Here is a 26,314-nt window from a genome sequence, read left to right on the forward strand (position 1 = left end):
GGCTTCAATATGTCAGGCACAGACTCTAAAGCAGGTGGCCCAGACTACCTACAATTACACATGCAAGCAAAAACAACTTCAGAAATGCTTTAATTAAAAAAGGGACTGTTTGAAAAGTTATTATCTTTTCAAACAGTCCTTTCTGTCACTTGATCTATTTATTTTTAGTTTTCCCTCTAGCCTTCCCCGCATAAAAAGCAGTTGATAATGCAATCCCAATAATAATAAATGTCCAATCTTTATTTACGAAGCCAATGATTAAAAAAGGAATACCTATCACCCACATTGTATCATCCCTCCTACTATTTTAGAGTGCTTACTAGTTATACGAATAATAGCGAAAGGAGATTCACTTTTTAATAACGTATACAAATATCTATATAATAGAAGAAACTCATAATTATTTTGATGTATTTCCCCTTGCATTTGATAAAACCATACTTATTCCCTATAACAAATTGGTACTTTTTATATTTTTTCATATCCTTTGACCCTTATGCCGATTTTATAACTTTGTTAAAATAATATCAGTTTAGGAGGGTCAAAATATGAGAAAACTATCAATTTTTCTATCACTCTTGATGTTTGTCAGCATAGTTATTTGGCAGCCCCAAAATGCCTATGCTGATGAGCTATCAGGACATATGCATGAAAGCGGTCTTCGTTATTTAATTGCTAAAGAAGCTTTGTTAAAAGATGAAAATGGTAGCTACCGACCAAATGATACAGTAACTCGCGGTGAGTTTGCCACATACATAGCAAAAGCTTTAAATTTAGCAACAAAAAATAATATTACCTTTACAGATGTTCCAGATACATACGTATTTGCAGACGAAATTAAACTTGCTGCGACGGCTGGAATTATTACTGGTTATACAGATGGCTCCTTTAAGCCAAATGCACATATTTCAAGAGAGCATATGGCTGTTATGCTAATCCGAGCTGTTGATTATTTAAAAATACCAAAGGGCACTTCTTCTATTACGTTTAAAGATAATGCCACAATTTTTAAAGATTTCCGTCAAGATATTGCAATTGGCGCTCAGCTAGGGTTAATTAAAGGTAGCTCAAATGGGATGTTTTTACCAAGAGATAATGCCACAATTGGCGAGGCATCAACGTTTATTTTCCGTTTAATTGTCCTTGCTGATAGTGTTCGTCAAAACCCTACCTCCCCTGAAAACAACAATAACAATGGCAACTCAGGCAATAACAGTGGTAGCAATAATGGGAATACTGCCACGTATATTGTAAAGGAAATTTCAAATGGTGATTTAGTGGAGAAGCAAGCCTTTGCTAGCTTTGAAGCAGCCGAAAAAGCAATGTCCAATCATTCACTTGTCATTACACATAATAATAAAATTATTAAAATGACCTCAGGCCATGTTGTAACAAATAACTATGTAGCATTATATTCTGAAAACATTAAAGATCAAATGGCGGTTGCTGCTAGTACTGAAATGGAATACTTAGACAGTGATGCAACACAAGTAAAAGTACGCTTAGCAGGCCATGTCGGCTATTTAAAGCAGGCTGATGTTTCGTTAATTCCTTCTGGATTAATGAAAGGACGCTCTTACTATACAAATGAGAATGGCGAGATTAAGCATACTTTATATGACTATAAATCAAATAAATATGCAGCTAGCTATGTGTATGGCAAGGCTCCTAGCTTTATGAAGCAAGGTGAAAAATATTTCAGCTGGGATGGCATTAACTTTACAAATGCCAATGGTTCTTCAAAAGGAGAAGCCTATAACTACTATCAATTTTTACCTGCTCGTGCGAAAACACAATATACAGCTGAAGAGCTCGATCAATATATTTTGCAAAAATTAGCTGAGGTTGAAAGCTCAGGTGCTTCGCTTTATAAAAATGCCACAACGAAAAGTAAATTAATTGGCTTAGGCTCTGTGTTAAAAGAAGTGGAGGTAAACTCTCATATTAATGCAATGCTAATTTTGGCACTTGCACAACATGAAAGTGCTTATGGTATGAGTGACCATGCTCAAAGTTTAAATAATCTATTTGGTCTATACGTTTATGATACAAATCCATTAAATAAAAAGTTTGATAGTGTGGAAGCAAATATTCATGAGCTTGTTGAAAAGTTCTTACAGCCAAACTATATTACACCTGGTGGACGTTATACAAACGGTGCAGTCGTTGGCTCTAAGGCGATGGGCTTTAATGTGAAATACGCCTCTGACCCATTCTGGGGAGCTAAAATTGCAGGGCACTACTATCGCGCTGAAAAGGCATTAGGCTTTAAAGATGCTAGCAATCCATATAAAGTTGCTATTACAACAACGGCTGGTCTTAATGTGCGCCCTGACGCATCAACAAGCCAAAGCCCTCTTTATACATTCAATAAAAGCAATATGCCTGTTATTATAACAGATGCCAGCTTAAATGGTTGGTGCCAAATTATCTCTGATAAACCATACACAGAATCAGCCTATATTAGTCTAGATTATATAAAAGTTATCAATACGGTTCGATAACATATAAGTAAAAGGCATCGAGAAAATTTGAACTGCTCCCTGTCGAGTAGACAGACTAAATAATAAAACGGATCTAAACGACTTAAGCTCTGAATTCTATAGGGCTTAAGCCGTTTAGTTTTTTTGATAGCGCTGATGGTTATAGAAATGAATATACACCTCAATTGCTTTCTTCAGCTCCTCGCAAGACTGAAATTCACATAAGATAGTACATTTCTGAATTGAGCGTACCCCAAAAATTTTCAATGGATGTGTTATCTCAACAACATCCTGCACGAAATATACTTTGCATCACCTAAGCTTGCTCTACGATTCGTTTAAACTCTTTTGATGTATATTGAAATCCACGATCACTATGAATCATGGGCTTGGCACCTGTTGATAAACGGATTTAATGTTTCTAAATCCATTTATCAAAAATTCTGTCAACAATATAATACTATCCTCATCGAAATTAATTTTTGACAACGAACACATTCAAAATAACATGAAGGCATTGTTATACATCCTATAGCTTCGAAAGCTATAAAAATGAAAAAGCTCGCCAATCAAAAAGGTGACTAGACAATATGGCACAGTTATTTTTTGCATAATTATGCCAGTTAGATGGTAAGAATCGAAATAAGCTATTTTATAAAACATATGACCAAATCTTTTCCTAATTTACTAAAGAAGAGCTAATAAAAAGCTTAAAGTTCTACTTGTCCCGAAAACTAGCTGGTTTTCAGGACAAATTACTTTGGTACAAATATCAATATCCTAGTGTACATTTTTGCTTATTTAACCATGCTCACTGTCGTTCATAGACATTTTCTTTATACAAGTAAACGTATAATTACAACTTGATATAGAGCCTCCACTACAAGTTTGCTTGAATTCATAAAAAGACACATCCTCTATTGATTATAATAATACTTACTTAACTGGGATGTATCCATGGCTCCATTCTACATTCAATGCTTTCCATAGGCTTTACATCATCAATATGCTTGATAATTTTATTTTCTACACATTAAGTAGCTGTATAGATAATTTTGATACCAACAGCAGATGTATATGGAGCTTTTTCTTTGTCTTTCAGCGATGGCTGCATATATAGATTGTTTATGTCTGTGTAGTGTGGGTATATAACATAGAAAGGTTAATGGCTTATTAAACTATTAGCCTTGCACTTTGCCAATAGATAAAGAAACGATTCCAAAAATTATTGGAACCGTTTCTTGTAAAAGCTTTATTGTTTTTTATAGTATTGTAAAATCCCATTATAGATCGATTCGGCAAATACTTTAACGTATTGATCATCTGTCATTTTATTGCGATCTTGGCTATTCGTTAAGAAACCAAGCTCCACTAAAATAGATGGGATAGCCATATTACGGATAACGTAGTATTGTTGCTGCTTCACACCACGATTTTTCATATTTAAGTTATTGACGATTTGATTATTAACGAAAGTTGCTAAATCAATGTCCTCCTGATACATATCTCCTGTCGAGATTGCATAGTATGTTTCAGTACCAGATGCAGATGTACTAGAAGCGGCATTGACATGGATACTCACAAAAATTTCACCATAGTTTGCTTGTGTAAAATCTACACGATCCTGTAATGATGGGTATGTGTCGCCAGTACGTGTCATATAAACCTTTGCACCAGCATTTTCTAGCATTTGCTTTACTTGTGTACCCACTTTTAATGTAATACTTTTCTCAGAAACAGAGCCTACTACTGCGCCTGGGTCCTTACCACCATGACCTGGGTCCAAGATGATTACACGACCTTTTAAAGGATTTCCTGATTGATTTAATAGTTTTAGATAAGACTTATGCACGTAGCCTGTTTGACCATTATAAGAGATTTGTGCCCAATATCCGTTAACGTTATGGACTTGAACATATGCTCCTTTATTCAACTTGAATAATACGGCAGATGTTGCATTGCTTTGACTACGAACATTTAGATTCGCAACTGTTACTCTTCCAAGTGTATCACCAGAAGTTGCTGGTGGTGGTGTTGGATTTGGGTTAGGATTTGGCTTTTCTTCTGCAGCTGCATCTGTTGTACTGTTCGCTACAATATAGCCCGGCATACCATTTACTTTTGTTAAATAGTAGCCACCAACTGTTTTATAAACGGGTAATTTTTCGTTTGCTTTAAGTGTTGTAATGATTTTTGCTGATGAAGTTGGTTTGACATACAAGTTCACAGCACCTTTTGTTACAACCTCTTTGGCAACAGCTCCTAACTCATTGCCATCTGCATCTAAAAACTCTGCATATTGCTTAAAGACATAAGCATATGCCCCTTTATAAGTTACTTTTAACCAATTGCCTTCAACGGCATAGACAGCTAGTTTACCGCCTTTATTTACTTGACCTACAATATTCGTGCTTGAGGAAGAATCCTTTGACTTACGAATATTTAAGCCATCTGTTGTGACTTTAATTAAACCAATTACCTGTGATGTATCAGGAACAGATGTCCCTTTTACAGGTAACTCTAAACGATATTTCTCACTTTTTGCACGAGCAACAAACAGTGAAAAGTGTGCACGTGTTACTGTACCATTTGGTAAATATTTATTGCCTGTACCATTTGTAATACCGTTATAATAGATAGTATTCACATATTTTACGTACTCATGTGTAATACCTACATCAATAAATGGTGAATCAACACCTTCATACTCGCTTGTATCTAAATTAAATGCTTTCGACAATACATAACTCATTTCACCACGAGTTAAAGCTTTATTTGGTAGGAATTGACCTTTTGTATTTTTGTCGAAAAACCCTAGTTGTACAGCTCGTTCTATGTAACCAGACATTTCAGTGCCTGCTGTTACGTCTGAAAAGCTAGATTTACTAACAACTAATGGTTTGTTTCCAGAGGCAACAACAACCATTTTTGCTGCTTGTCCTCTTGTTACATTATTATTTGGGCCAAAAACTCTTTTACCATTGACAAAATAACCTTGAATCACACCTAAATTTACTAAATAATTGATTTCTTCATAGGCTTGATGATTGGTAGAAACATCTTCAAACTTGATATTTGTATTCGCGCTGACACTTGCACTATGTAATGTAAACATAGAAGCTGAAATGAATAAGACGCACAAGATAAGACTAATTTTTTTGATGTTCAATGTCTTATTTCCTCCCTTCTTGTTCTCTTAACGTGTCCATTTTAACAAAATTAACTAAATAAAACATCATACAATAGAACTGTTACAAATATTTTTTCCAAATCACATCCTTTTTTCAGTGCTATTATCATAAAAATAGAAGAGTCTGCGATGGCAAACCCTTCTTCCATTATACGTTATTTAAAGATCATTTCTTGCAATCTATTCCATCATGAAAATGTAAATTTTATGAACAACTTATGGCTGAATTCTATTAATAAATGTTTTTAATTGATCGATTTTAAGTAACTCATCCATACCAAATTGACCATCACCATCACCAGTTGTTACACCATTTGCTGCAAGAGTTGAAACATATTCATATGCCCAGCTATTTTGAGGAACATCGCTAAATGTTCTTGCTTCACCACGGTTTTCAAGACCAAATGCTAGTACCAATACTTTAGCAATTTGTGCACGCGTAATTGGTGAAGACGGATTAAATTTACCATTTGCATCGCCTTCAAAGATACCTAATTTTGCTACAGCTGCAATAGCACCTGCATTTGCATTTGTTGGTTTTACATCTACAAAGCCAGTATTTGTATCAGATGTATCTAAGTTTAAAGCTTTGGCAATTTGTACTGCTACTTCTGCACGAGAAGCATATACAGAAAAGTCAATTGCTGCTTGTTTTACCTCAGCTTGTTGCTTCTCATCAAATGTTGCAACACGTTTAGCACCTACATAACGAGAACCCCAATAATATGGATCATTAACGTTTGAGTAACTTACACCTTGATTCGTTTGAGAGTGGATCATTTTTCCGTCACCTATGTATATTGCTACATGTGAAATGCCACGACCACTTGTGTTGAAAAATAGTAAATCCCCAACTTGAAGATCACTTTTTGCTACTGCAGTACCTTGTTGATATTGTGAGCCTGATGTGCGGTTTAATTTAATGCCTAGATCTGCAAATACTTTAGAAGTAAAGCCAGAGCAATCAAAACCGCTTGTTGTTGTACCGCCGTATTTATAAGGAATACCTAAATATTTAGAAGCTGTGCTAGTGACATCTGATTTTGTCGCTGCTTCAGCATTATCGATATGAGTTGTTGAAAATAACATAAATGATGCAAAAATCGGTAGTAACCATTTCTTTTTCATACTTTTGTTATACCCCTCTCAGAACTTTTTTGCCTATACATAGACTATCACAAAAGAGGAGATTATTATTTTTCAATTGTGTAACGGTTTTAGAAAGTAAAAAAACGCTGATATACCAACGTTTGGTGGTATTTCCAGCGTTCAAAAAAGACTATTTTTATTGTAATCTTGAGCTTTCGTAACATTTCTGTAATATTAGAGATACTTTGTTACACTACTACTTATTGACTAGCAAACATTTGAACCCAATAGTAATTTCCTTTGTTATCCTGTGCAATAGCAACACCTGTATTTGTATAGTGCTCTTTTAAAATATTATCTCGATGTGAAGGAGAAGCCATCCATGCTTTAACAGTAAGCTCTGGTGATTTGAAATTGCGTGCAATATTTTCTCCAAAGCTTGTATACGTATAATCAAATAATGTCGCTAAATCCCATGGTGCTCCATAATAAGGAGAAGTATGCTCAAAATAATGGCGCTTCACCATATCCTGTGCTTTAATAACAGCAATTTGTGTGAGCTCTGGATCAAAGACAACGGGTGCTAAATTATGCTCCTGTCTTTCCATATTAATTAATTCTACAACCTCTTTCGACCATGCTGTAGAAAGGTTAATCGTTGGAATATAATCTTTTGCTAAATAATCATAAGCTACTTCCAGCCGTGTAACTTTTTGCTGAAAGTTAATGCTACGCTCCACAAATACAGCAAACTGTGCACGTGTCACGAATTGGTTAGGGGCAAATTGTTTAGCGTTAACACCACCAATAATACCTATATCTGCTAGAGATTCAATATAATCCTTTGCCCAATGTGTACGAGGAACATCTGTAAACTGGCTATGATTTTGACTATCTACTTTTAGCTTATAGGCTAATGCGAGCATCTTCACTACTTGCATGCGCTTTAAAGGCTCTTCTGGATGAAAGGCATCACTTTTTTGAATAATACCTAGCTTCTCAAGCTGGCAAATTTCTTTATAATACGGATGTGTTGCAGGAACATCCTTAAAGCTTGTGGATTTCACTGTATCCATATTTGGCTGAATGGAGCGTGCAATAGCTGCGGCAGCTTCTGCTCTTGTAATCGCTTGTTCAGGCTTAAATGTTTGATCACTATATGTAGCCATATATTCCTTTGATAGCATATGCTGAATCGACGTATTTGCCCAATACGAATTGGGAATATCTATCACCTTGAATGATGCCGCTTCCACTTGCCCAACACCTGTAAGGCTCGCCAGCACTGTTACAATTGCAAGCAGCACTATACACATCAATCTTTTCAATACAGCCACCTCCCTTGTCTTCAATTTAAACTATGTATAAAATGTAGTGGTTATATTACCATTTACACTATAAGATACGAATTTCCAGCAGATAAAGTTTCATTATTTCTTATTATAGAAGGAGTTTTCCCGTAAATTATGTCGGGAAAACTCCTTTTCTGTCGTACTATTGTATCATTTTTAAATATTCATCTAGAATGCGGTAATTATAGACTAAATCCTGCTGTTCCAATGATAGGGCACTATATTTCTTTTGAGCATCTAGCACCTTTTTCTCAAAGGATGAACTATCTGGATCAATATTGCCGATTGCTTGCACAACTTTTAGTACAGCCGCTACATCTTTTTCAGCTTGCTTCAGCGCATCCTCATTAATAACCTGCCCACGTACTTTAGAGTCCAATGCTTTATAGGCAGCAACAGCATTTGCCACATCCTCTATATATGTGACAGAGGTTGGCGAAAGTGCTGAAATCATCTCTACAACCTTCTTCACATCAGCCATGCTTTTCTCTGCATCTAGTAATATCGAGTAATTAGAAATGCGCTGTTTATCTACTGAATTTAGGCTATCGTATTCTTTACGTACCGCTTCCACCATACCAAAGTAAAACTTATCCTTTGGATTTAGCTTGGCAATATTGTTATAAACTTTAATAACATTGTCTAATGATAGCAATAGCTGATCGTTATAGACATAACGACGTTGATCGGCATTTAACTTATCATAGGCTTTTAAAATCTTTTGATATTGGCTATTCATATCCTTCGCTGTGAATAGTCGATCAATCTCCTCAACAACTTTTATCACAGGCTTTACAAGCTTCTCCTGCTCCTGTAAAACTTTATAATTTTGGACAGCTCGCTGCTGATCCTTTGGTAAAGCATTATAGGCTGCACGAATTTCTTGTACACGTTTTACATATTGCTTTGGATCAACAGACGGTAAATCTGTAATCATTTGCATCACATTACCCGCACCTAAAATGCTAGCCTCCGCTGCCTCTAATAAGTAATAATTTGTCACATACTGCTGCATATCCACAGGAAGTGCATCATAAAGGGAGCGTGCACGTGATGTATCTTGCAGGAATGTGCTGCTTGATGATTTTAGCTTGCTAATCAATTCCACCACATTTGATACAGGCTCATATTTTAGCAGCGCATCAATATTATCAATATATTTTTTCTGATCCTTTGTTAGCTTATCGTAAGCCTTACGTGCTGCATTTACTTTACTTACAAAGTTTTTCGCTTCAGGGTCTAATTCATTAATTTGTACCATGACCTTTAAAATGGGCTTCACAGCTTTTTCGCGTGTTGTTAAATCTTTAATATTTGTCACTAATTTCTTTTGATTTGATGATAGTTGATCATAGGCTACTCGCGCATTCATCAGCTTTGTTAAATAATCCGCATCCTGCTCCTCAGTCAGCTCAATTAACGCAATAACACCCGCTGCCGTTGTTTGCTCATTTTCTGCCGCTACAAGTGCATCATAATTAATAATTGCCTGCTGCTTTGCTTCTGGCAATGCATCATATAGCTCACGCGCTGTTTTTAAATCCTCTAAAAATGTTTTACTTGTTGGCTTTAAGGAAGAAATAAGACCAATTAATGAAGCAACATCTTCAACAGCAGTAAGGTTTGCATAATTGGTTACACGCTTTTGAGCTACTTCATCAAGCCCATTATAAGCCTTGCGTGCAGCAAGCACCTTCTTTGTATAATCCTTACTTGTCGGGTCTAAGGCATCAATCATTTGAATCACCTTTATAATCGTCTTATTATCTTTTTCATAAGCCGCTAATGTTTTTGCCTGCTCCACTAACTTTTTCGCATTTTTATCCATTGCCTTATAGTCCGCAGATAAGGTAGCCACTGTTGTCACAAATGTATCAGGATTTTCATTGGCTAACGCTAGAATACGTTCATCAAAAGCCTTCGCTGTATCAATATAGCCTTGTGCCTTTGTTAAATCTGTATAATTAACAACCTGCTCCTGAAGTGCTACATCTAAAATTGTATACGCATCTGTTGCTGCCTTTACATCATCTTTATATGTTTTTTTCGATGGATTTAAGGCATTAATTTGTACTACAACAGCTGTTACTCTTACAACGTCATTCAAGCCATTATAATTTTTGACGTACGCTTGATCTGCTGCAGCAAGCTTATCGTAGGCTGTATAGGCTGATTTTGCTTTGGATAAATAGTTTTTAGCACTTGTATCCAACTTTTCAAATAGTGACACAACATTGACAACCGCTTTATGCGATTTCTCTAAGTCTGTTAAAATTTTTATATTTGTTACACGTTTTTTAGCAGTTGACGATGGTAATGCGTCATATGCTGTACGTGCCGCTAGCATATCTTCCACTAACTTTGATGAGCCACTTAATGCGTCAATTTGAGCGATCACTGCCGCAACAGCCACATCTTCATTTTCAAAAGCTGCTATCTCTGCCTCAAGCTGTGCTTTGATTGCATCCAGTGCTTCTTTATGCTCGCTACCTGTAGCATCTAAGCTAGCAACACTTGTTTTCACCTCTGCCAGCTTTGTAGTATAGTTTGCTGCCGTTGGATTTAAGTCACCTAACTGCTTCAAGGCATTCGCATAGCTGAAAAATAACGTAAGCTTTGCTGCTTCCTGAACGAATAGCTGCTCTTCCGCTGCTAGCTTATCATAGGCTGCCTTTGCAGCAATCGTTTTCTTTTCGAAGGTTTTGGATGCTGGGTCTAAATTAGCAATTAGCTTATTGACATTTAAGGAAGCTTTGTAATCCTTTTCCCATTTTGTAAGCTCTGCTGCATTATTAACGATTTTTTTAACATCTTTGGCAGTGCCAGAGGGTGGCGCATTATAGGCTGCACGTGCTTGTTGAATAGCATCAACTTTATTTGGAGCTGTTGAAATATTTGTAATAAGCGTTTCAATCGATACAGCAGCAGCTATATTGACCACAGCCTGATTTAAATCAGCTGCATTTTTGACAAAGCTTTTTTTATCGGATAATTGCTCATATTGTGTTGCAAGCTCATTCACTTCTGTACGATATGTAGCATCACTTGATACACGCAATGCTGAAATTCGCTTAGCAATATCCGCTGCTTGCTTATATGGCTCAAGCTCCGCATAATTGGTCACCCAATTTTTTAAATTTGCATCAAGCGCATTATAGGCTTTTTCAATCGCAGCTACAGCACTAATAAAGTTTGAAGCTGTTTTAAAATCTTCAGGCTTTTTATTGCTCAATTCCGTAATGCTTGTCACAACTTTATTGGCAGAAGCTATATTGGCTTGCGTTTCTGTATATTGTTTATAAGGTGTTACCGCAGCATTGCTTGGATTATATGCTGCAATCACTTTCTTTTGATCTGCTGTTAATGCATTATAAGTAGTTGCCACCTTGTTTACTGCCGTAGAAATATCTGCAATAGGAGCTCCGTTTTCTAACAGCGTTACAAATGCAGTTAATTCATCTGCAGCCTGTTGTGTTTTCTCTGCATCTGCTTGTAATTTTTTTAGCTTGTCAATATCTGCTCCTTTACCTTTAAAATAGGCATTACGTGCAGTTTCGTCATAGCCATACTGTAGAGATGTACCTCGAATTGTTGCAACAAGGTTCGCTTTGCCATCTGCCAATGCAGCAGCAAGAACTTGTTGGAATTGGTTTTGTACATATAAATATGAATCTTCTGTTGCTGTATCCCCTAAAAATTCACTATATTTTATTGCAGCACTTTCGACATCCGTGAAAAAGCTTTTACTAGAATGCGAGATAGCATTAATACTGTTTCCAATCGTTTTTAGCTCACCTAGTAATCGGCGTTGCTCCATTATATAGTTATATTTCGCTTCAATTAATTCTTGTTCCTCAGCAAAATCACCTGAATTTTGTACAATAATTAAGTCCTCTTTTGCCAGTACCATTTCATCATTTGTTGAGCTTTCGGATAGCTTGCCAAAGCGAGCAAGAATTTGCTCTTTTGCTGTTTCTGCTGCTACTGTAACAATAGGAGCAACCTGTTCTGTGCGAGGCTGTATATCATTTTCCTGGGCATTTGTTATAGCTGTAGGTGCTGTTAGTAAAAGACTCGTTATAACGCCTGCCGTTAGTTTTCGATTCAATCGAACCACCCTTTCATCTTTCTATATATAGGAAAATGATTATGTTCATTTTCATTTCGAATCATTACTTTTGTATCGGAATAAATAATAAATTTTCAAGCCATTCTATTACTTTTACAAAATTATGAGCATCAAAAGTAATTTTTCAAAATTAGTAGCAAGAAAAACAGGAAGTTATTTCAATTATACTATACAATAGTATTATCTAAATTCGACATATATTGACGGATTCTAGTAATCTTTATATGTCATAATCTCTTTATAGAGTGTATACTACAATTTTGATATTGATTATTTTGGAGGAAAGGACGCTTGTTTATGTTTTATCATTATAAGTTTTGGCATAGCTTAAAAAATCCAACTTACTTTACAAACATCGTCGAAGAAGGCGAGATTACTGGATATAAAAAACGTGTATTTACAGTTTTCATCTTTTTTGTCCTATTATTCGCGGCTCGTGAGTTTTGGGGGATGGGCACAGAAAATTTAACGACCTTATTCGCAACAGATTTACAAAATGAATACTATGTAGCACGATTACTGTCAATGCTTGGTGCTGTTTTATGGGCGATTGTCTATTTTTGCTTCCATTATTACGGTGTTACATATATTTTGCATCTATTAACCGATATTCCTTATACATGGGTTAAAAAAGTTCAGCTTTATGTTGTTGCCTTTTTACTGATTGAAAAAGCGATTTTATTTGCTGTTTTCTATGCAGTCGGTTATACAACAATGTTTTCTTTCTTTTCATTGACGCCTCTTGCCTTGCAAGTGATGGAAACAGATTTTGTGTTATTTACAATTAATCAAATCACTGTCACAACGATTATTATTATTGTTGTACAATATTTATTCCTATCAAAATGGGAGGAAGAGGCAAGTAGAAAGTTTTTAATCATTAAACTTATTGGTGTGCAACTATTTATGGCGTTATTTGTTGGCATGATTAGTGTGCTACCAATTAAAGAATGGATTGCTAGGGGGTTAGGATGATGGCATTTATCAAAGCAAGACCATGGACAAGCATCACCATTTTGTTGGGAATGCTCATCATCGGTATAAATGCTTATTTTGTCTTTAAGGATGATAGCGTTGTAGCACGCTCTTATTTTATTGATGAATTTCAAAAGGCTCATATTGGCACACATACAGAGCGTGTCAATAAGGACGCCATTGTTGCACCAGCTGAAATGTACACTGTTTCTGCCGATGCAACAAGCCTTTCAGCTGTCAATGTAAAGCGTGGCCAAGAGGTGATGATGAACGATTTACTTGCTACCTATAAAGAGGATGAGATAAATGATGAGCTAACAAAGCTTGAATCAGAGCTTGCTGCCTATGAAACTGAATTACGTGATTTAGAGGATGCGCTTGATTTAATTGAGGATGATTACAATGATGCTGATCCAAAAAGCTCTATTGATACAGACCAAATTGATGATAATTTGTCTGTTACGCTAAAATTTGAGCTGGCTCAGCAAAATTCACCATCGACAGCAATTGCCTTGTTAAATCGACATATTGCGGAAACAAATCGTCAAATTACGGTTATCGAGGCACAAATTGTAGAAATCCAAGCGCGTCAAGGACTTATTAGCCCGATAGATGGTGTCGTATCTGCCATTAAAGAAGAAGCAGGAACACTGACAATTGAAATTTATTCTTCTGAAAAAGCGATGTATGCCTATTTATCTGAAAAAGAATGGCAGAAGGTACAAGAGGGTCAAACGGTTGATTTAAAGGTGAAGCATGTCAAGGATTCATTATCAGGCATTGTTATCGAGAAACAAGCGATTCCTACAAATGCTGACACAGCATGGGCACAAGAGCTTGCAAAAACAGCCACTTTGCCGCAGCCAACTAATTATGAAGTGCTATTACAGCAGGATGACTTATTAGAGGATATTCCATTTTCAACAACTGGGAAAGCTTCGATTATTGTGAATGAAGCCTTTGATTCTTATCGAGTCGATAAATCATGGGTAACAACAACGAAAAATGGTAAGAAAAAGCTCTATACAATTGATTCAGATGGAAAAATCCATTTAATGACTATTAATGTGGAATTCAACACGGCAAACTCAGCAATTTTTACGGACTTTTTAGAGGAAGGAACACCAATGATTTCTAATGAGCCGCGTAATATTGCTGCCTATACGTTCCGCACAATGCCTGTAGAGAAAATCCAATGGAGCCACTTTAAAGATTTAACATGGCAGCAGTATGTTAAATATATTGTTTTCTAAATACAAGAGGCTGGGACAAAAGAAAAAATGTTAGACCATTTACAAGTTTGGTCTAACATTTTTTTGCGTTATTAGAACACATATACTTTAATAAATCACAAAGATAACATTCATTTTTTGATTTTTCTCAATAAAATGAGTTATGTCCTAGCCTCTTCCTTTTTAGGTGCTACTTTTAATAGGGAGTGAACGCTTGGATTTTCGAGTGTTTGCTCCTTGCTTGGGGGGTATTTCTTTGCTCCGCGGGTATCGCTCTTCGATTCGCGGGTGTTTGCTTTGGCTCCGCGGGTATTCTCTCCTTGATCGCGGGTATTTCTTTGCTCCGCAGGTATTGATCTCTAATTCGCGGGTATTTGCTCTACTCGCGCGGGTATTCACCTTCCTTAATCACTCACCTAAAAACCCCTGTAGTTCGTCTACAGGGGGTTAGTGTTATTATAATGTTAGGCATCTATTTAAGAAGCTTGCGAATTGGGCGCGGGTAATTTGGGCGTCTGGTCTAAATGTATTGTCTGGGAAGCCGCTTGTTAAATCATTTGCAACAAGCGCTTGAATATTGCTGTATGCCCAGTGCGTCGACTTCACATCTTTGAAGCTTACTTGGCTTGTGCCTGTTAATTGGTAGGCCCTTGCTAAAATTGCAGACATTTCTGCACGTGATAGCTGTCCATTCGGGTTGAATTTCCCTGCTGCCTGCCCTTTAATAATGCCCGCCTGCTCAACTGCTGCGATGGCACTATATGCATAATGGCTCTTGCCTACATCTTTAAAGCTTGAATTCTTTGTTGTTGTCAAATTAAGCGCACGTGCAATAATCGTTGCTGCCTCTGCACGTGTAATAGATGCTTCTGGCTTAAATGTACCATTTGAATAACCTTTAATTAATGCCTCATCATATAAGCTTTGAACATCTGCAAATGCCCAATGTCCCTTAGCCACATCTGTGTACACTAATTCCTCATGATTATCCTTATAAACAGCCTGTAATTGGTCAAAATAAAGCTGACCTTTCTTTTGTAAAGAAGCATCTGGCTGTGCTACATATAGGCGATCAAATTTCAATGGCAGTGGTAAATTACTTGGAATATCAGCCGTTACATATTTCCAGCCATGCCAGTCTAAGCCGCCCTGACTTGTGAAATCAATTGTTTGCTTTGTTCCTGTGCCATCGATGACAACACCTCGTAGCCAATGCTTGCCACCATCACCGAATACCCAAACACCGATATTTTTAGGCTGACCTGAAATGGCGATTGGCGATTTGGCAACCATATAGGCAGCTTTTGTGCCTGCCCCTGCTACGGTAAAGTCATAGTTTAATTGCATACTAGCAGTGCCTTGTCTAGCATATTCTTTGGAGCTGGCTAAAGATGCCTTTGCCTTTGCAATCTCTGCTGTCCAAGCTGAAGCATTATCAAAGCTATCTAGTAAAATAGGCTTTTCAGCTAAATCTACAACTTTCACAGGTACAGATGTGCGGATGCCTTGATATTCACCAATAATTTTTCCTTCACCTTTTTGTGTAGCTGTAAAGGTTGCACCGTTCATCTGTCCAATATTGCCCTCAACTGTCCATGTCATATTTGCCGGATTAATTGTCATTGGATTCAAGTATTGATCATAAGCACTTGCTACCTGCATATTTACAGATGAACCTTTCATCACCTGATTCACGCTGCTTAATGTAATCGATTTAGCTTGTCCTGGCGGTGCTGTATTCACAACCTGTAAAATAGCAGATACTCGGCGTTCACTGCCCTCTGATGGTTTATTAACAAGATTTGCAAAATAGCCGCCTGGATTACGTACAACCATTGCTGTTGAGCCACCACCATCTAAGTTCAATGCTGAGGATGCCCCCATTGAAATTAAATGAGATGCTAGATCAGATAAGTTTACACCATTACTATGACCACTTAATCGACCGTCCACTGTAACAAGGGATACCTTTGTACCTGTAGCATCAATCGCTACTGCTGTACGCGGACTGCGTGTTGAAGCAAAGCCTGAATTCGTTGGCATTGAAATATCCACCTTGCCATTTCGTACAAGCATTGGGCCTGCTGCTAATATAAATTGCGCATCCATCCATTTTTGATCAATCGTTAGGCTTACATCAATAGTTGTACCTGCTGATATACTGCTTATTAGCTCTGCTGCTAGCTCCTTATTTTGCACAGAAATAACAAAGCCATCTGCTGGTACAGTGGAATTTCCTTCAGCACCATAGGCTGTAATATGGGAAACCATACCTGAGAAACGGTCCCCGAAATGCAGCGAGCTTGTATCTTGACTTGCACCTGTTACAACAATTTCAATACCCCAATTATTTGTACCTGTTGCTCTTTTTTCAGGTGTATATAAAACTGTTTTATTTGTGCCTCTTTCACTATTAATTAAATCAATAGGATAGTTTTTACCGTTCACTTGGAAAGATAATTGTGTAGAATAATAGTCTGCTATTGCTTTTCCAGATTTAGATAGACCAAAAGCAACTGGCTTTTGTGTTGGGCTATCGTAGGAATCTCCTAAAATACCATAGTTAATAATTTCATTGTTTTCTGCTAATAGATTTGCAGGCATACCATTGCCTAAAAAATAAGAAGCATTCACAGCACCAACAACACGATGACCATCAGTTGTATTCTGCTTAGCCATTGCTGTTGTTGTTTTTAAGGAATTAATAGGATTCGGCATACCAATTTCTAGCTTTGTATATGTATTATTTAAGTTTACATCTAAAACATTTACAAACTGACGCGTAGAACCTGATTGATAGCTTTGCTGTATATGTGTGACCTGTGGCGATACTTCTTTTTTCACTTCGCTGACTTTATTACCTAAAGTGGCTGCCTGTCCATTCATAGGGCTAACTGCTAGCATCAAAACAAACATGACGACAACAATCATTACTAGTTTTCTTGCCAATTTTTTCACTCCATATTAATTCAAAGCTTGGCACGACATCATAGCTATGACGCGTGCCAAGTGCTTTATTATTTTGTTTCTACATAGATTGCTACTGGAAGATTAACGCCACCAGCATGCATGATTTCTAATTCAATCTTATCTTTTGTGCCATTCACCTTAATATCAGGTAGCTCTACATATTCAGCCCCTACTCGTAAAGAAGGCACTAAATATACTTCACCGTTTACCTTAATAGCACCACTATATAAGCCGCCTCGACCAGCTAGCTTTAATTTAATCGTTTTGTTAGTGCCTGTTGGATTGTCAATAGGAATATCAACCTTATAGTTCACACCAAAGTGGCCTGGATTCCCTACTGCTCCATTTACTGTTGACTTTGAGTTTTCGGCTGTTTGTAAATGGTCTGTACTACCATTTGAAATATTGTAGCCTACCTCTGGCGAATCCACTGTATAAGCTGGTAGCTCAGCCTTAATTGCAGCGCTTGGCCATACACCTCGTGGATGCTTCGCATATTCATCAATCGCAACCTGCTCTGTTTTAATGCTTGCTAGATCGCTATTATCCTTTGTTAGTACAGTACGAATTGTATATTCTGGCTTGCCACCGTTTACCGATTGAATATCTAAATCATGGATAAAGCCGATAATATAATCCAAATGTAAATCATATGTTTCAATAACCTTTGTTTCCCCTGGTGCAATAACGATACCGCTGCTCTCTGACTTAGTTAATCTATCATTTAATACTACATCAGCAATTGTTAAGCCAATATCATGCCCTACCCAGCTATTGCCCGTTTTTTGACTAGTACCTCTTGAGTCCTCGATGCGAATACTATCTGCACTCGATGTATTTTGAACAGTGATGCCTAATTTTACATCTGTTCCAAGCTGATTATAATGCCAGCCAAAGATACGGTGCTTATTCGTTGTAGATGTCGATTTTACTTCATATTGTGCAAGCGTTGCATTGTTTAATGGTACAAACTTACGCTTTAATGTTTCAGGATTATCACTAATTAGTAAATCGCGATCCCCTTCTATTTGTGCTGATGGAACAGCTGTTGGGAATGATGTTGAGCCATATGATTTTTCAAGGAACGGACTTGTGTACATATAGCTATAAACATAAATATACATTTCTTTTTTTTCTGTGATATAGCGTAAATTTCCACCTAATGCATCCACAAGAAACTTAGCAGGCACATACATTTTTCCTTTTTGAATAAATGGCTTTTCTGCCATTGTGACAGCTTCATTGTTAATCAATGCCTGATTGCTATTATCTGTGAAAATAAAGCTCGTGCCGCCAATCTGTAATTCGTAGGAACCATCAGGCAGCCATGTACCAGTGGAGCCATCTAAATAATCATGGATATAGCTTGCAGGTAAGTAAGTTCTGCCTTCCTTTGTAACAATCGAATCTTTCATGACAATACGTTTATTATTGATATGTAAGATATACGGGTCTTCCTGTGGTCGTTGTGGCTGTTCTACTGGCTGATCATCTGATAATGTAATATCTACCGATTGAGTAGCCTCGTCCCAATTAACAATACCATCAAAGTTTTCACTCACAAAACGCAATGGCATATATGTACGGTCTTTATACATAAACGGTGCAACATCCATACCAATTTCTTGACCATCCACTAGAGCCTTCATTGAATCAATTGTTAAATCAACAGTTTTACCATTACGATAAGCTGATGCTGTCAACGTTTCCTTATCCCAAGATACACTCGCACCAACTGCTTCATATAATGCACGCATTGGTAATAGTAAAAAATCTGACTTGTTTAAGATAGGATCATAGACATTAAGCGTTTCTCCATTCACCGTAATTGATACATTATTTTTTATTTGAATCCCCTTGCTACCAGAAGCTGATGCAGACGCTTGTCCTGGCAAAATTGTAGCCAAAGCAACTGCTGTTACAATACATGTAGTCTTTAGTTTCTTAAACATTCTAATCTCCTTTTTTTCACATTCAAATAGTCTTTATCATCTTAACACGAAAAAAACCTAAAATGTGGGATTTTGCCGAAAAGAATAGAATTCGGTACTAGAGTGCTAACTTCTCTCCTTCAAAAGCTTTAGTTAGTACAAAAAGTTTTCTAGCATTGCATGAACATTTTCTACCAAACTTATTAAGCTCTATATATGAGTGAATGTTTTACTAGTATAGCCGACTATTCTCTTAAAAGTAGACTGATAATCAACCTAAAAAGTTACATGTTTTTAAATTCTTTAATGATTAATATTCCTTTGTAACCTTTATTTTTCATCCAACGAAAAAAGCTGATTTGTACTAAAAAAGTACAAATCAGCTTTTGTATAAATTATTATAAAGATTTAGTTATGACTATTTAACACATCACTACTCGTAATTCGTCCTTGTCATTCAATACTTTTTGAATATTAACGGATTGATTTACTTCACCTAAAATTGAAATATTCACTTTACGATGTGGGGCTGCCTGAGGATGAATAGCTTCAATTTTCGCTTGGTAGCTACAGTTCTTTCCAATCACTTCATGCATCCAGCCGCTATAAAAGGCAGGAATGAAACCTAGTTTATTTCCATTTATCGACATTACAATAACAGCTTTATGATCCTGCTTATTTTCAGGATCTACTACAAGTTCGACGATATCTCCCGCTCGTAGTTGATTCATTACCTGCTCGCCATCATAATAACGCCAGCCTGCAATAAAGAAATCAAAAGCAAAGACATTATTTTCGACAATGATTGGTGAAACAAATTCATAAGAGTCTGTTGCCAAAATACCGCCTGTAGCTCGCAAGACATCCATTTCACTGCATTCTGCTGAAAGCCCTAACTCCTGAAGTACTGAAGTATAATCAGGTCTCCGAAAATCTGGTAATCGGCGCGCAAACGGTCCAAATAATGTATGAGAGGTATAAACCTTATCCGTATTTGGGAATGCCAAATGAGGTCGATAGCCATTGTCCATAGCTTCGTCTAACTTTCTTCTATAGCCATGTTTTTCATAGGAAAAAATATACACACCATCTTCATGAAATAGCCTACCCACGTGATAGCGTTGACGAGTTTCATTATTTTGCCAAATTAACCATAGCTCAAACGGTCTCTTTCTCATACTTTTTCACTCCCTTCGTACCAATTAATTATCCACTCTTTTCTATGCATTAAAAGACGAATAACCCATTCTTTATCTAACCCACTCATTAAGTCAACAGGTATATTATGAACAATTGTAGTTATCATTTCCTCATTCAATTTGCGTACCTTTGCTATGGCCATTTCCAATTCTGTAGGTAAACATGTATGAAGAAACGACAGTAATTCAAAATGCTTAGGTCTTTTTCTATTAGGTAACCCGATACTTGGCCTACCTCTATTACAAAAACCAGCAAGCATAGCAACATCCGTCAGCATCTTTTGCTTTTTTTCAGTAACTTCATTAAATCCTAGAGAGGAACCATTATCATAACATAGGTGCTAAACGATATCCTTCGGAACTACTTAAAAGCCCCCAATTATCACAATGACGATCATTATTAGCAATCAATGCATCAAAAACTGGAATATCAACAAAACTTTTCTCTAAATCATATGCACCAAGAAACTCTATAATATAGGGTAATTCATAGTGAGTTAAAGAATGGCGTTGAAAATCCTCGAACTGTGCGAGGAATAAGTCACCGCCTTCATATAATTCCTCTGTCTTCATTCGAAAGTTTTTAGAAATTGTACCTATAACACCTTTGTGCATAGCCAACTCTACTTCAGCAGTGTTAAATCCCAATTGAACACCAATTTTACTTGCAACAAATTCAGCCCAATGGCCACCAGTTCCTTGAGTTGGCACTTTAAAAAGGTATTTTGTAATATTTTGTTGGTCAGCTTCTGGTTCGAGTAGCCAAAACTTTGTTCGGGTTCCTGAAGCTTGGCTTTTTTCATCTCGTTTCCAGAGCGAAGTATCAATCATTTATTATCGCTCCTTCAACTAAAAATTGTTGTTATCTATAAGTATATAGACTATGTACACTTTTGTCATTTAGCATCTATGAAAAAACTTAACACAGCAACTTACTGATCGTGTTCATGTATACGAACAACAATAAAATCTTCATTCCACTGCATAATCACGCAAAAATGTGTTACGCTAACAACAGCAAATAATTTTTTAGGAGGAGTGTTAGAAATGGTTGGCGTTGAAATTGATATGGTGGTCACAGATAGTTTAAAGGCATTGGCACTATACGAGAAAATTTTTGATATTGAACGTGTAGAAGTAACAGATTTGCCACCTGGGAAAAACGAAGCTATTTTTAAGCTATATGATGTACGATTCCATCTGTTGGACGAAAATCCTGAATACCAAATGATCGCTCCAAAGCCTAACGACCCAAAGCCAATTTGGTTTAATATTTTAGTACCAAACATTGCTGAAACCTATGAAAAAGCAATGAAGGCAGGCTGTAAGGAAGTTCAAGCTGTCACAGAAATGCCTGATTTCGGTATATCTAACGCAATGTTCAGCGATGAATTCGGCTACCTTTGGATGCTACATGAGCTACATAGAGTCATTAGCTTCGAGGAACGTGTGCAGATGTTGTCGGATGAAGGAAATCACCATTAAGATAGAAAGCGAAAACTCTCTCAAGAAGGAGTTTTCGCTTTTTTTTGATGCATTTACCTTGTATATCAATCGAACATCAGAAACTATCATCTATTGAAAGTTATCTAAAAGCCCAGTAAATAAAAATTGATTTTGCAATTGCACTTATTTTGGTAAATTATAAATAAGGAAGTACATATTCTTATAATTATGAACGAACAGAGAATGCTCTATTCGGATGACCAGTAGAACAATCATAGGTATTAAAATGCTTCTAAGATGACAAAAACATAAAAAGCTGGTATTTAGACAGAGACTTCAATAAGATATGGACTTTAGTAACTAAGTAAAATAATCGGAGGTGCTAATATGCGCTTAACAGTAAAACCAGCTGACGAACCATTGAAGGAACCAAATGTATTTTTAAATAATGGGAAAATAAAAGGATATTATGATAAGGATGCTATACGTTATAAAAGAATAATGATTTTACCCGATTCTATATTATCAAGCAATCAAAAGGAAGATTTATGGATGATAAAAAATATTAAAGAGCTTGTTAAACTAGGCTGCATTGAAGAGGCAGATGGCAGCTATATCGTCAAAAAACCTCTTTATGGAACACCTAGTGGCACAGTTGCTTTTTCATTAGGCTTAGATGGTCCTCCTTACCCTAATGGTTATATAGAGTGGAAATTTGAAGATGGAAAAAATTTAAAGGAATGAAGGGTTGTTTTAAATTTTATTTATTATGAATTTTTTATAGTGGTCGGCAAGTCTTTTTTATGAAAAAAATAGTGCAGGATTCTGTACAAATTCTTCACACTAGTCTGCACTTTTATTTTGCAATATACACCACCAACCCCAATCACCACAAGCACATCCGCACAAGCTTTAATTTCGTTAGCTACATAGTTGATAGATGCTAGAAGTTCATCGTTATCTTGCAACGGCGCATCTATCCAGCCTGTTGCATAATGGTTTGATAAGTCCTGATGAATTTGCATAACTGCATTTTTATATGTTAATATATCCGCTTCATTTAACGGACAATTCAGTAATGTTATTTTTCCAGAATTCCCCTACTCAAAATAAAAATCCTCGTTTCTTCTGACAAGTTTAATAGCTTATTATGGCATAGAACAGGTAGAAAAACCATTGATGTTCTTATTTTGTTATCTCCAAAAGAAAAAACATGTCCTAATAATACGAACATGCTCTATACTATATGTTATAAAATTAATATCGCTGTAATTGAACCTATCTAATATTCAGATATTCATTGGTTTTAAAAGTGTTGCTATCTTAGATTCAAAAAATAAAAGTACTATTTTATAAGATTTCCATATTTCTGTTTTTCTTATAAAGAGGTAAATATTATTCATTCTTCTTTTTCTTTGCAAGCTCAAAATAAATTTTATGTTCATTAACTATTTTTTGTTTTTTTACCTTCTGATTTCGTCTTATCTAAGAGAACAATGACTGTTCTAAATTGAATAATTAGGTCTAGAATAAATGAGTAATTTCTTATATAAAATAAATCAAATCGTAATTTATCCTCAACGCTAGTTGTATATTTCCCCATAATTTGAGCATAACCTGTAATACCCGGTTGGACAGTACTTCTATAAGTGTAAGAATTATGTTCTTTTTCAAATTGCTTTATGAAAAATTCACGCTCTGGACGAGGACCGACTATCGACATATCACCCTTTAGTACATTTAAAAATTGGGGTAACTCATCAATACGAGTTTTTCTAATAAAGTGACCAAACGCTGTAATACGAGGGTCATTTTGATTTGCTAGCACTGGACCAGTTAGTTTTTCTGCGCCCTCAACCATAGACCTAAATTTATAAATCATAAACTCTTTATTATTTTTACCTAATCGAGCTTGTTTATAAAATATGCTCCCTCGTGGCTCTTTTACTTTCATAATCAATATGATAATTATAAAGAATGGCAGAAGAACAATTAACGCTATTAAGGAAATTAAAATATCATACACTCTTTTTACTATTCTTTGTGATAAAGTTAATCCAAATGGTTTAACCCCCATTACCATCGTATCATCAATAGTAGTAATAATCGATTGTGATAATAATAAATCATAGAAGTTTGGTACTACATAAACAATTTTTTCATTTTTAATTGCTTCATAAATAATTTTTGATTTCAGTTCGCTAGAAAGCTTTGATCCTAAAACTACATAGTCAACTTCATTAATTTTTCCGAAGATACTTTTCGACTTCTCATCAATATTTGCATATCTAATAGATGCTCTTCTTCCGAATTGAATGTCCATTTGATGTGCAATTTTTTTCTGTTCTTCCTTATTCCCAACAAAAAGTACGAAACTAGATTTATTAGAAATGAAAAAATAAATTGAAAATTTCCATACAACAAGTAATCCATTTCCAATGATATAAGCTATTAAAATAATTGATCTTGGTAAAGCAAATTCTCTAAAGAAATAAGATAATGCCATTGTTAGAAGCATTATTAATGTAGATGCTACAAAGACATTTCGTAATATATCCCATTTACTTTTCCGATCAACAGAATACAACTCATACATCATAATAAAAAACAAAGCAATTAGTAAAATCCAGGGGGATAAAGATAAAAATGCGTTCCAGTTTGCTTCATCAATATCTTCAAACCTTATATTAAATGAAATAATATATGCTATAAAAAGTAGAAATAAATCTACAAAAATAATCGTAAACTTTCGAATACGGGTATTCCTTATATCACCCAAAATAAACCCTCCACATATTGTTCTAGCCTATAAACTATACTAACGTCACTGTAGACTTTTCAAAATGCCATGCATCTTTACACATATCTTCTAAAGTTCGTTTAGCATACCATCCAATCTCAGTTTCTATTTTTGTTACATCTGCATAACAAGAAGCAATATCTCCTTGACGCCGCTCTACAATCCTATACGGGACTTTTATATTATTTGTTTTTTCAAATGTTGTAATTAATTGCAGTACACTTGTACCATTACCTGTCCCTAAATTATAAATATGTACACCTTGTTTAATATTTTCAAGTGCAGCAACATGCCCTTCTGCTAAATCCATAACATGAATATAATCTCTTACTCCAGTACCATCAATTGTTGGGTAATCGTTTCCAAAGACATGTAACTCTTTTAGTTTTCCCTTTGCTACTTGTGTTATGTACGGCATTAAATTATTAGGAATCCCATTAGGTTTCTCACCTAGTAACCCACTTGGATGAGCACCAATAGGATTAAAATAACGTAATAAAGTAACTTCAAATTCAGGATCACTTTTAACTAAATCCTGCAAAATACGCTCTCCCATTACTTTCGTCTCACCATATGGATTTGTCGTTGGTAAAAGTGACATTGTTTCTTTGAATGGCACGTTATTATCTCCATATACAGTTGCTGATGAGCTAAAAACAAATTTTTTGACATTGTACTTCTTACAAGCCTTTGCTAAAGTAATTGTACTAAGAAGATTATTATAATAATATTTTAATGGCTTTAATGTTGATTCTCCTACAGCTTTATATCCAGCAAAGTGGATAACTCCATCTAACTTATGTTGCTCAAATAGAATGTTAATCTTATCGCTATCTGTCACATCAATTTGGTAAAATAAAATATTACTATTTGTTATACTATTCAATTTATCCAGTACTTCTTTATTACTATTGCTTAAATTATCTGCAATGATTACTTTATGCCCAGTTTCAATTAAAGATACCACAGTATGTGAACCAATATATCCTAGTCCACCTGTTACTAATATATTCATATTTTCACCTTCCTAAATATCATATATTCTTATAAAGATTATTATAAGAAATTACTTTATAACCAAAAATTCTATTCAATATATTTACATTTTACTATCAATATAATATAAATTTACCTTTATTACCCAGCATTTATTTTTTAAAATTTTTTGTCAAAAAAATATAACACATTCATCTTTTAAAATATTTTGTATTTCCTTCAAATAAGAACTATCACTTTCCAATTTTCCTCACAGATAACTAGTATCAATAGATTCACAAATAAGTATATACAAGAATATATCTAATAACTCACTGGCCACAAGATAATTTATAAAATCCTTTTACTTCTTGTTTTGAGGAAAATCTTAGTCATTAGTATTTGCAATTAAGCAAAATCCCCCTATTATGCACTTACTTTTTAATTTTAGGAATGACTTAGACTAATAGTCTTCCCTATTAAATTCCATATAATTTTATATTGATAGGATCTTCTATTTTTTTGTTCAATCTATTTCAATTT

The 26,314-nt window shown here is 35.6% G+C and carries 18 protein-coding genes and 1 pseudogene; 5 read left to right on the top strand and 14 right to left on the bottom strand.

What is annotated here, in order from left to right:
* Nucleotides 1-154 precede the first annotated feature (154 nt).
* Nucleotides 155-286: a hypothetical protein gene (locus ACIQVU_RS18050; RefSeq protein WP_402896595.1), complete on the bottom strand. Its 132-nt coding sequence runs from the start codon at nt 284-286 to the stop codon at nt 155-157.
* 262 nt (nt 287-548) lie between these two features.
* On the opposite strand from ACIQVU_RS18050, the gene ACIQVU_RS18055 reads away from it, so the two are divergent.
* Complete coding sequence (locus ACIQVU_RS18055; protein ID WP_402896596.1) at nt 549-2,504, top strand: S-layer homology domain-containing protein; 1,956 nt, start codon at nt 549-551, stop codon at nt 2,502-2,504.
* 82 nt (nt 2,505-2,586) lie between these two features.
* On the opposite strand, the pseudogene ACIQVU_RS18060 reads toward ACIQVU_RS18055, so the two are convergent.
* The 5 genes and pseudogenes from ACIQVU_RS18060 to ACIQVU_RS18080 all read right to left on the bottom strand — a co-directional run.
* A pseudogene (locus ACIQVU_RS18060) lies at nt 2,587-2,889 on the bottom strand (transposase); the annotation flags it as partial.
* 846 nt (nt 2,890-3,735) lie between these two features.
* Nucleotides 3,736-5,652 carry an N-acetylmuramoyl-L-alanine amidase gene (locus tag ACIQVU_RS18065; protein ID WP_402896597.1) on the bottom strand — a complete coding sequence of 639 codons (1,917 nt, stop codon included), beginning with the start codon at nt 5,650-5,652 and terminating at the stop codon, nt 3,736-3,738.
* A 237-nt stretch (nt 5,653-5,889) separates the two neighbouring features.
* Nucleotides 5,890-6,801, bottom strand: coding sequence for a C40 family peptidase (locus ACIQVU_RS18070; RefSeq protein WP_340804349.1), 912 nt, complete (start codon nt 6,799-6,801; stop codon nt 5,890-5,892).
* A gap of 221 nt (nt 6,802-7,022) precedes the next feature.
* Nucleotides 7,023-8,099: a CAP and S-layer homology domain-containing protein gene (locus tag ACIQVU_RS18075; protein ID WP_402896600.1), complete on the bottom strand. Its 1,077-nt coding sequence runs from the start codon at nt 8,097-8,099 to the stop codon at nt 7,023-7,025.
* Between the two features lie 157 nt (nt 8,100-8,256).
* Nucleotides 8,257-12,222, bottom strand: coding sequence for a cell wall-binding protein (locus tag ACIQVU_RS18080; protein WP_402896602.1), 3,966 nt, complete (start codon nt 12,220-12,222; stop codon nt 8,257-8,259).
* Nucleotides 12,223-12,540: 318 nt separating this feature from the next.
* Between ACIQVU_RS18080 and ACIQVU_RS18085 the strand changes: the two genes are divergently transcribed.
* Together ACIQVU_RS18085 and ACIQVU_RS18090 are read left to right on the top strand one after the other, a co-directional pair.
* A complete protein-coding gene (locus ACIQVU_RS18085; RefSeq protein WP_340804347.1) occupies nt 12,541-13,218 on the top strand; it encodes a hypothetical protein in 678 nt (225 codons plus the stop codon).
* Entirely contained in the window at nt 13,218-14,471 is a 1,254-nt protein-coding gene (locus ACIQVU_RS18090) for an HlyD family secretion protein (RefSeq protein WP_402896605.1), read from the top strand. Before ACIQVU_RS18085 ends, ACIQVU_RS18090 begins: the two co-directional genes overlap by 1 nt.
* 435 nt (nt 14,472-14,906) lie before the next feature.
* On the opposite strand, the gene ACIQVU_RS18095 is transcribed toward ACIQVU_RS18090, so the two are convergent.
* The 5 genes from ACIQVU_RS18095 to ACIQVU_RS18115 form a co-directional block, all read right to left on the bottom strand.
* Nucleotides 14,907-17,408 (bottom strand): S-layer homology domain-containing protein, encoded by a 2,502-nt coding sequence (locus ACIQVU_RS18095; RefSeq protein WP_402896607.1) that lies wholly within the window; start codon nt 17,406-17,408, stop codon nt 14,907-14,909.
* A 59-nt stretch (nt 17,409-17,467) separates the two neighbouring features.
* Nucleotides 17,468-19,372 carry a copper amine oxidase N-terminal domain-containing protein gene (locus ACIQVU_RS18100; RefSeq protein ID WP_340804344.1) on the bottom strand — a complete coding sequence of 635 codons (1,905 nt, stop codon included), beginning with the start codon at nt 19,370-19,372 and terminating at the stop codon, nt 17,468-17,470.
* 401 nt (nt 19,373-19,773) lie between these two features.
* Nucleotides 19,774-20,529: an HIRAN domain-containing protein gene (locus ACIQVU_RS18105; RefSeq protein ID WP_340804343.1), complete on the bottom strand. Its 756-nt coding sequence runs from the start codon at nt 20,527-20,529 to the stop codon at nt 19,774-19,776.
* Complete coding sequence (locus ACIQVU_RS18110) at nt 20,526-20,828, bottom strand: HipA domain-containing protein (RefSeq protein WP_402896610.1); 303 nt, start codon at nt 20,826-20,828, stop codon at nt 20,526-20,528. The genes ACIQVU_RS18105 and ACIQVU_RS18110 overlap by 4 nt, the downstream gene beginning before the upstream one ends.
* A gap of 49 nt (nt 20,829-20,877) precedes the next feature.
* On the bottom strand, nt 20,878-21,381 hold the full coding sequence (locus ACIQVU_RS18115; protein ID WP_402896612.1) for a HipA domain-containing protein: 504 nt from the start codon (nt 21,379-21,381) through the stop codon (nt 20,878-20,880).
* A gap of 216 nt (nt 21,382-21,597) precedes the next feature.
* Here ACIQVU_RS18115 and ACIQVU_RS18120 point away from each other — a divergent pair, with 216 nt between their 5' ends.
* Together ACIQVU_RS18120 and ACIQVU_RS18125 are read left to right on the top strand one after the other, a co-directional pair.
* Nucleotides 21,598-22,035 carry a VOC family protein gene (locus ACIQVU_RS18120; protein ID WP_402896614.1) on the top strand — a complete coding sequence of 146 codons (438 nt, stop codon included), beginning with the start codon at nt 21,598-21,600 and terminating at the stop codon, nt 22,033-22,035.
* Nucleotides 22,036-22,383: 348 nt separating this feature from the next.
* Nucleotides 22,384-22,740, top strand: a complete 357-nt coding sequence (locus ACIQVU_RS18125) for a DUF4357 domain-containing protein (RefSeq protein ID WP_402896616.1) — start codon at nt 22,384-22,386, stop codon at nt 22,738-22,740.
* Between the two features lie 23 nt (nt 22,741-22,763).
* On the opposite strand, the gene ACIQVU_RS18130 is transcribed toward ACIQVU_RS18125, so the two are convergent.
* From ACIQVU_RS18130 to galE, 3 genes are all read right to left on the bottom strand, one after another.
* Nucleotides 22,764-23,021 carry a hypothetical protein gene (locus ACIQVU_RS18130; RefSeq protein ID WP_402896617.1) on the bottom strand — a complete coding sequence of 86 codons (258 nt, stop codon included), beginning with the start codon at nt 23,019-23,021 and terminating at the stop codon, nt 22,764-22,766.
* Between the two features lie 419 nt (nt 23,022-23,440).
* Entirely contained in the window at nt 23,441-24,775 is a 1,335-nt protein-coding gene (locus tag ACIQVU_RS18135; RefSeq protein ID WP_402896619.1) for a sugar transferase, read from the bottom strand.
* Nucleotides 24,776-24,809: 34 nt separating this feature from the next.
* Complete coding sequence (gene galE / locus ACIQVU_RS18140) at nt 24,810-25,811, bottom strand: UDP-glucose 4-epimerase GalE (protein ID WP_402896620.1); 1,002 nt, start codon at nt 25,809-25,811, stop codon at nt 24,810-24,812.
* Nucleotides 25,812-26,314 lie beyond the last annotated feature (503 nt).

Source organism: Lysinibacillus sp. NPDC098008, assembly GCF_044760715.1.
Lineage (GTDB): Bacteria > Bacillota > Bacilli > Bacillales_A > Planococcaceae > Lysinibacillus.

What these genes read in the sequence shown, in the direction of transcription:
- ACIQVU_RS18070 (WP_340804349.1), bottom strand. Translation starts at nt 6,801, where the DNA reads ATGAAAAAGAAATGGTTACTACCGATTTTTGCATCATTTATGTTATTT.
- ACIQVU_RS18125 (WP_402896616.1), top strand. Translation starts at nt 22,384, where the DNA reads ATGCGCTTAACAGTAAAACCAGCTGACGAACCATTGAAGGAACCAAAT.
- galE (WP_402896620.1), bottom strand. Translation starts at nt 25,811, where the DNA reads ATGAATATATTAGTAACAGGTGGACTAGGATATATTGGTTCACATACT.
- ACIQVU_RS18055 (WP_402896596.1), top strand. Translation starts at nt 549, where the DNA reads ATGAGAAAACTATCAATTTTTCTATCACTCTTGATGTTTGTCAGCATA.
- ACIQVU_RS18120 (WP_402896614.1), top strand. Translation starts at nt 21,598, where the DNA reads ATGGTTGGCGTTGAAATTGATATGGTGGTCACAGATAGTTTAAAGGCA.
- ACIQVU_RS18105 (WP_340804343.1), bottom strand. Translation starts at nt 20,529, where the DNA reads ATGAGAAAGAGACCGTTTGAGCTATGGTTAATTTGGCAAAATAATGAA.
- ACIQVU_RS18050 (WP_402896595.1), bottom strand. Translation starts at nt 286, where the DNA reads ATGTGGGTGATAGGTATTCCTTTTTTAATCATTGGCTTCGTAAATAAA.
- ACIQVU_RS18100 (WP_340804344.1), bottom strand. Translation starts at nt 19,372, where the DNA reads ATGTTTAAGAAACTAAAGACTACATGTATTGTAACAGCAGTTGCTTTG.
- ACIQVU_RS18085 (WP_340804347.1), top strand. Translation starts at nt 12,541, where the DNA reads ATGTTTTATCATTATAAGTTTTGGCATAGCTTAAAAAATCCAACTTAC.
- ACIQVU_RS18130 (WP_402896617.1), bottom strand. Translation starts at nt 23,021, where the DNA reads ATGCAAATTCATCAGGACTTATCAAACCATTATGCAACAGGCTGGATA.
- ACIQVU_RS18110 (WP_402896610.1), bottom strand. Translation starts at nt 20,828, where the DNA reads ATGCTGACGGATGTTGCTATGCTTGCTGGTTTTTGTAATAGAGGTAGG.
- ACIQVU_RS18115 (WP_402896612.1), bottom strand. Translation starts at nt 21,381, where the DNA reads ATGATTGATACTTCGCTCTGGAAACGAGATGAAAAAAGCCAAGCTTCA.
- ACIQVU_RS18090 (WP_402896605.1), top strand. Translation starts at nt 13,218, where the DNA reads ATGGCATTTATCAAAGCAAGACCATGGACAAGCATCACCATTTTGTTG.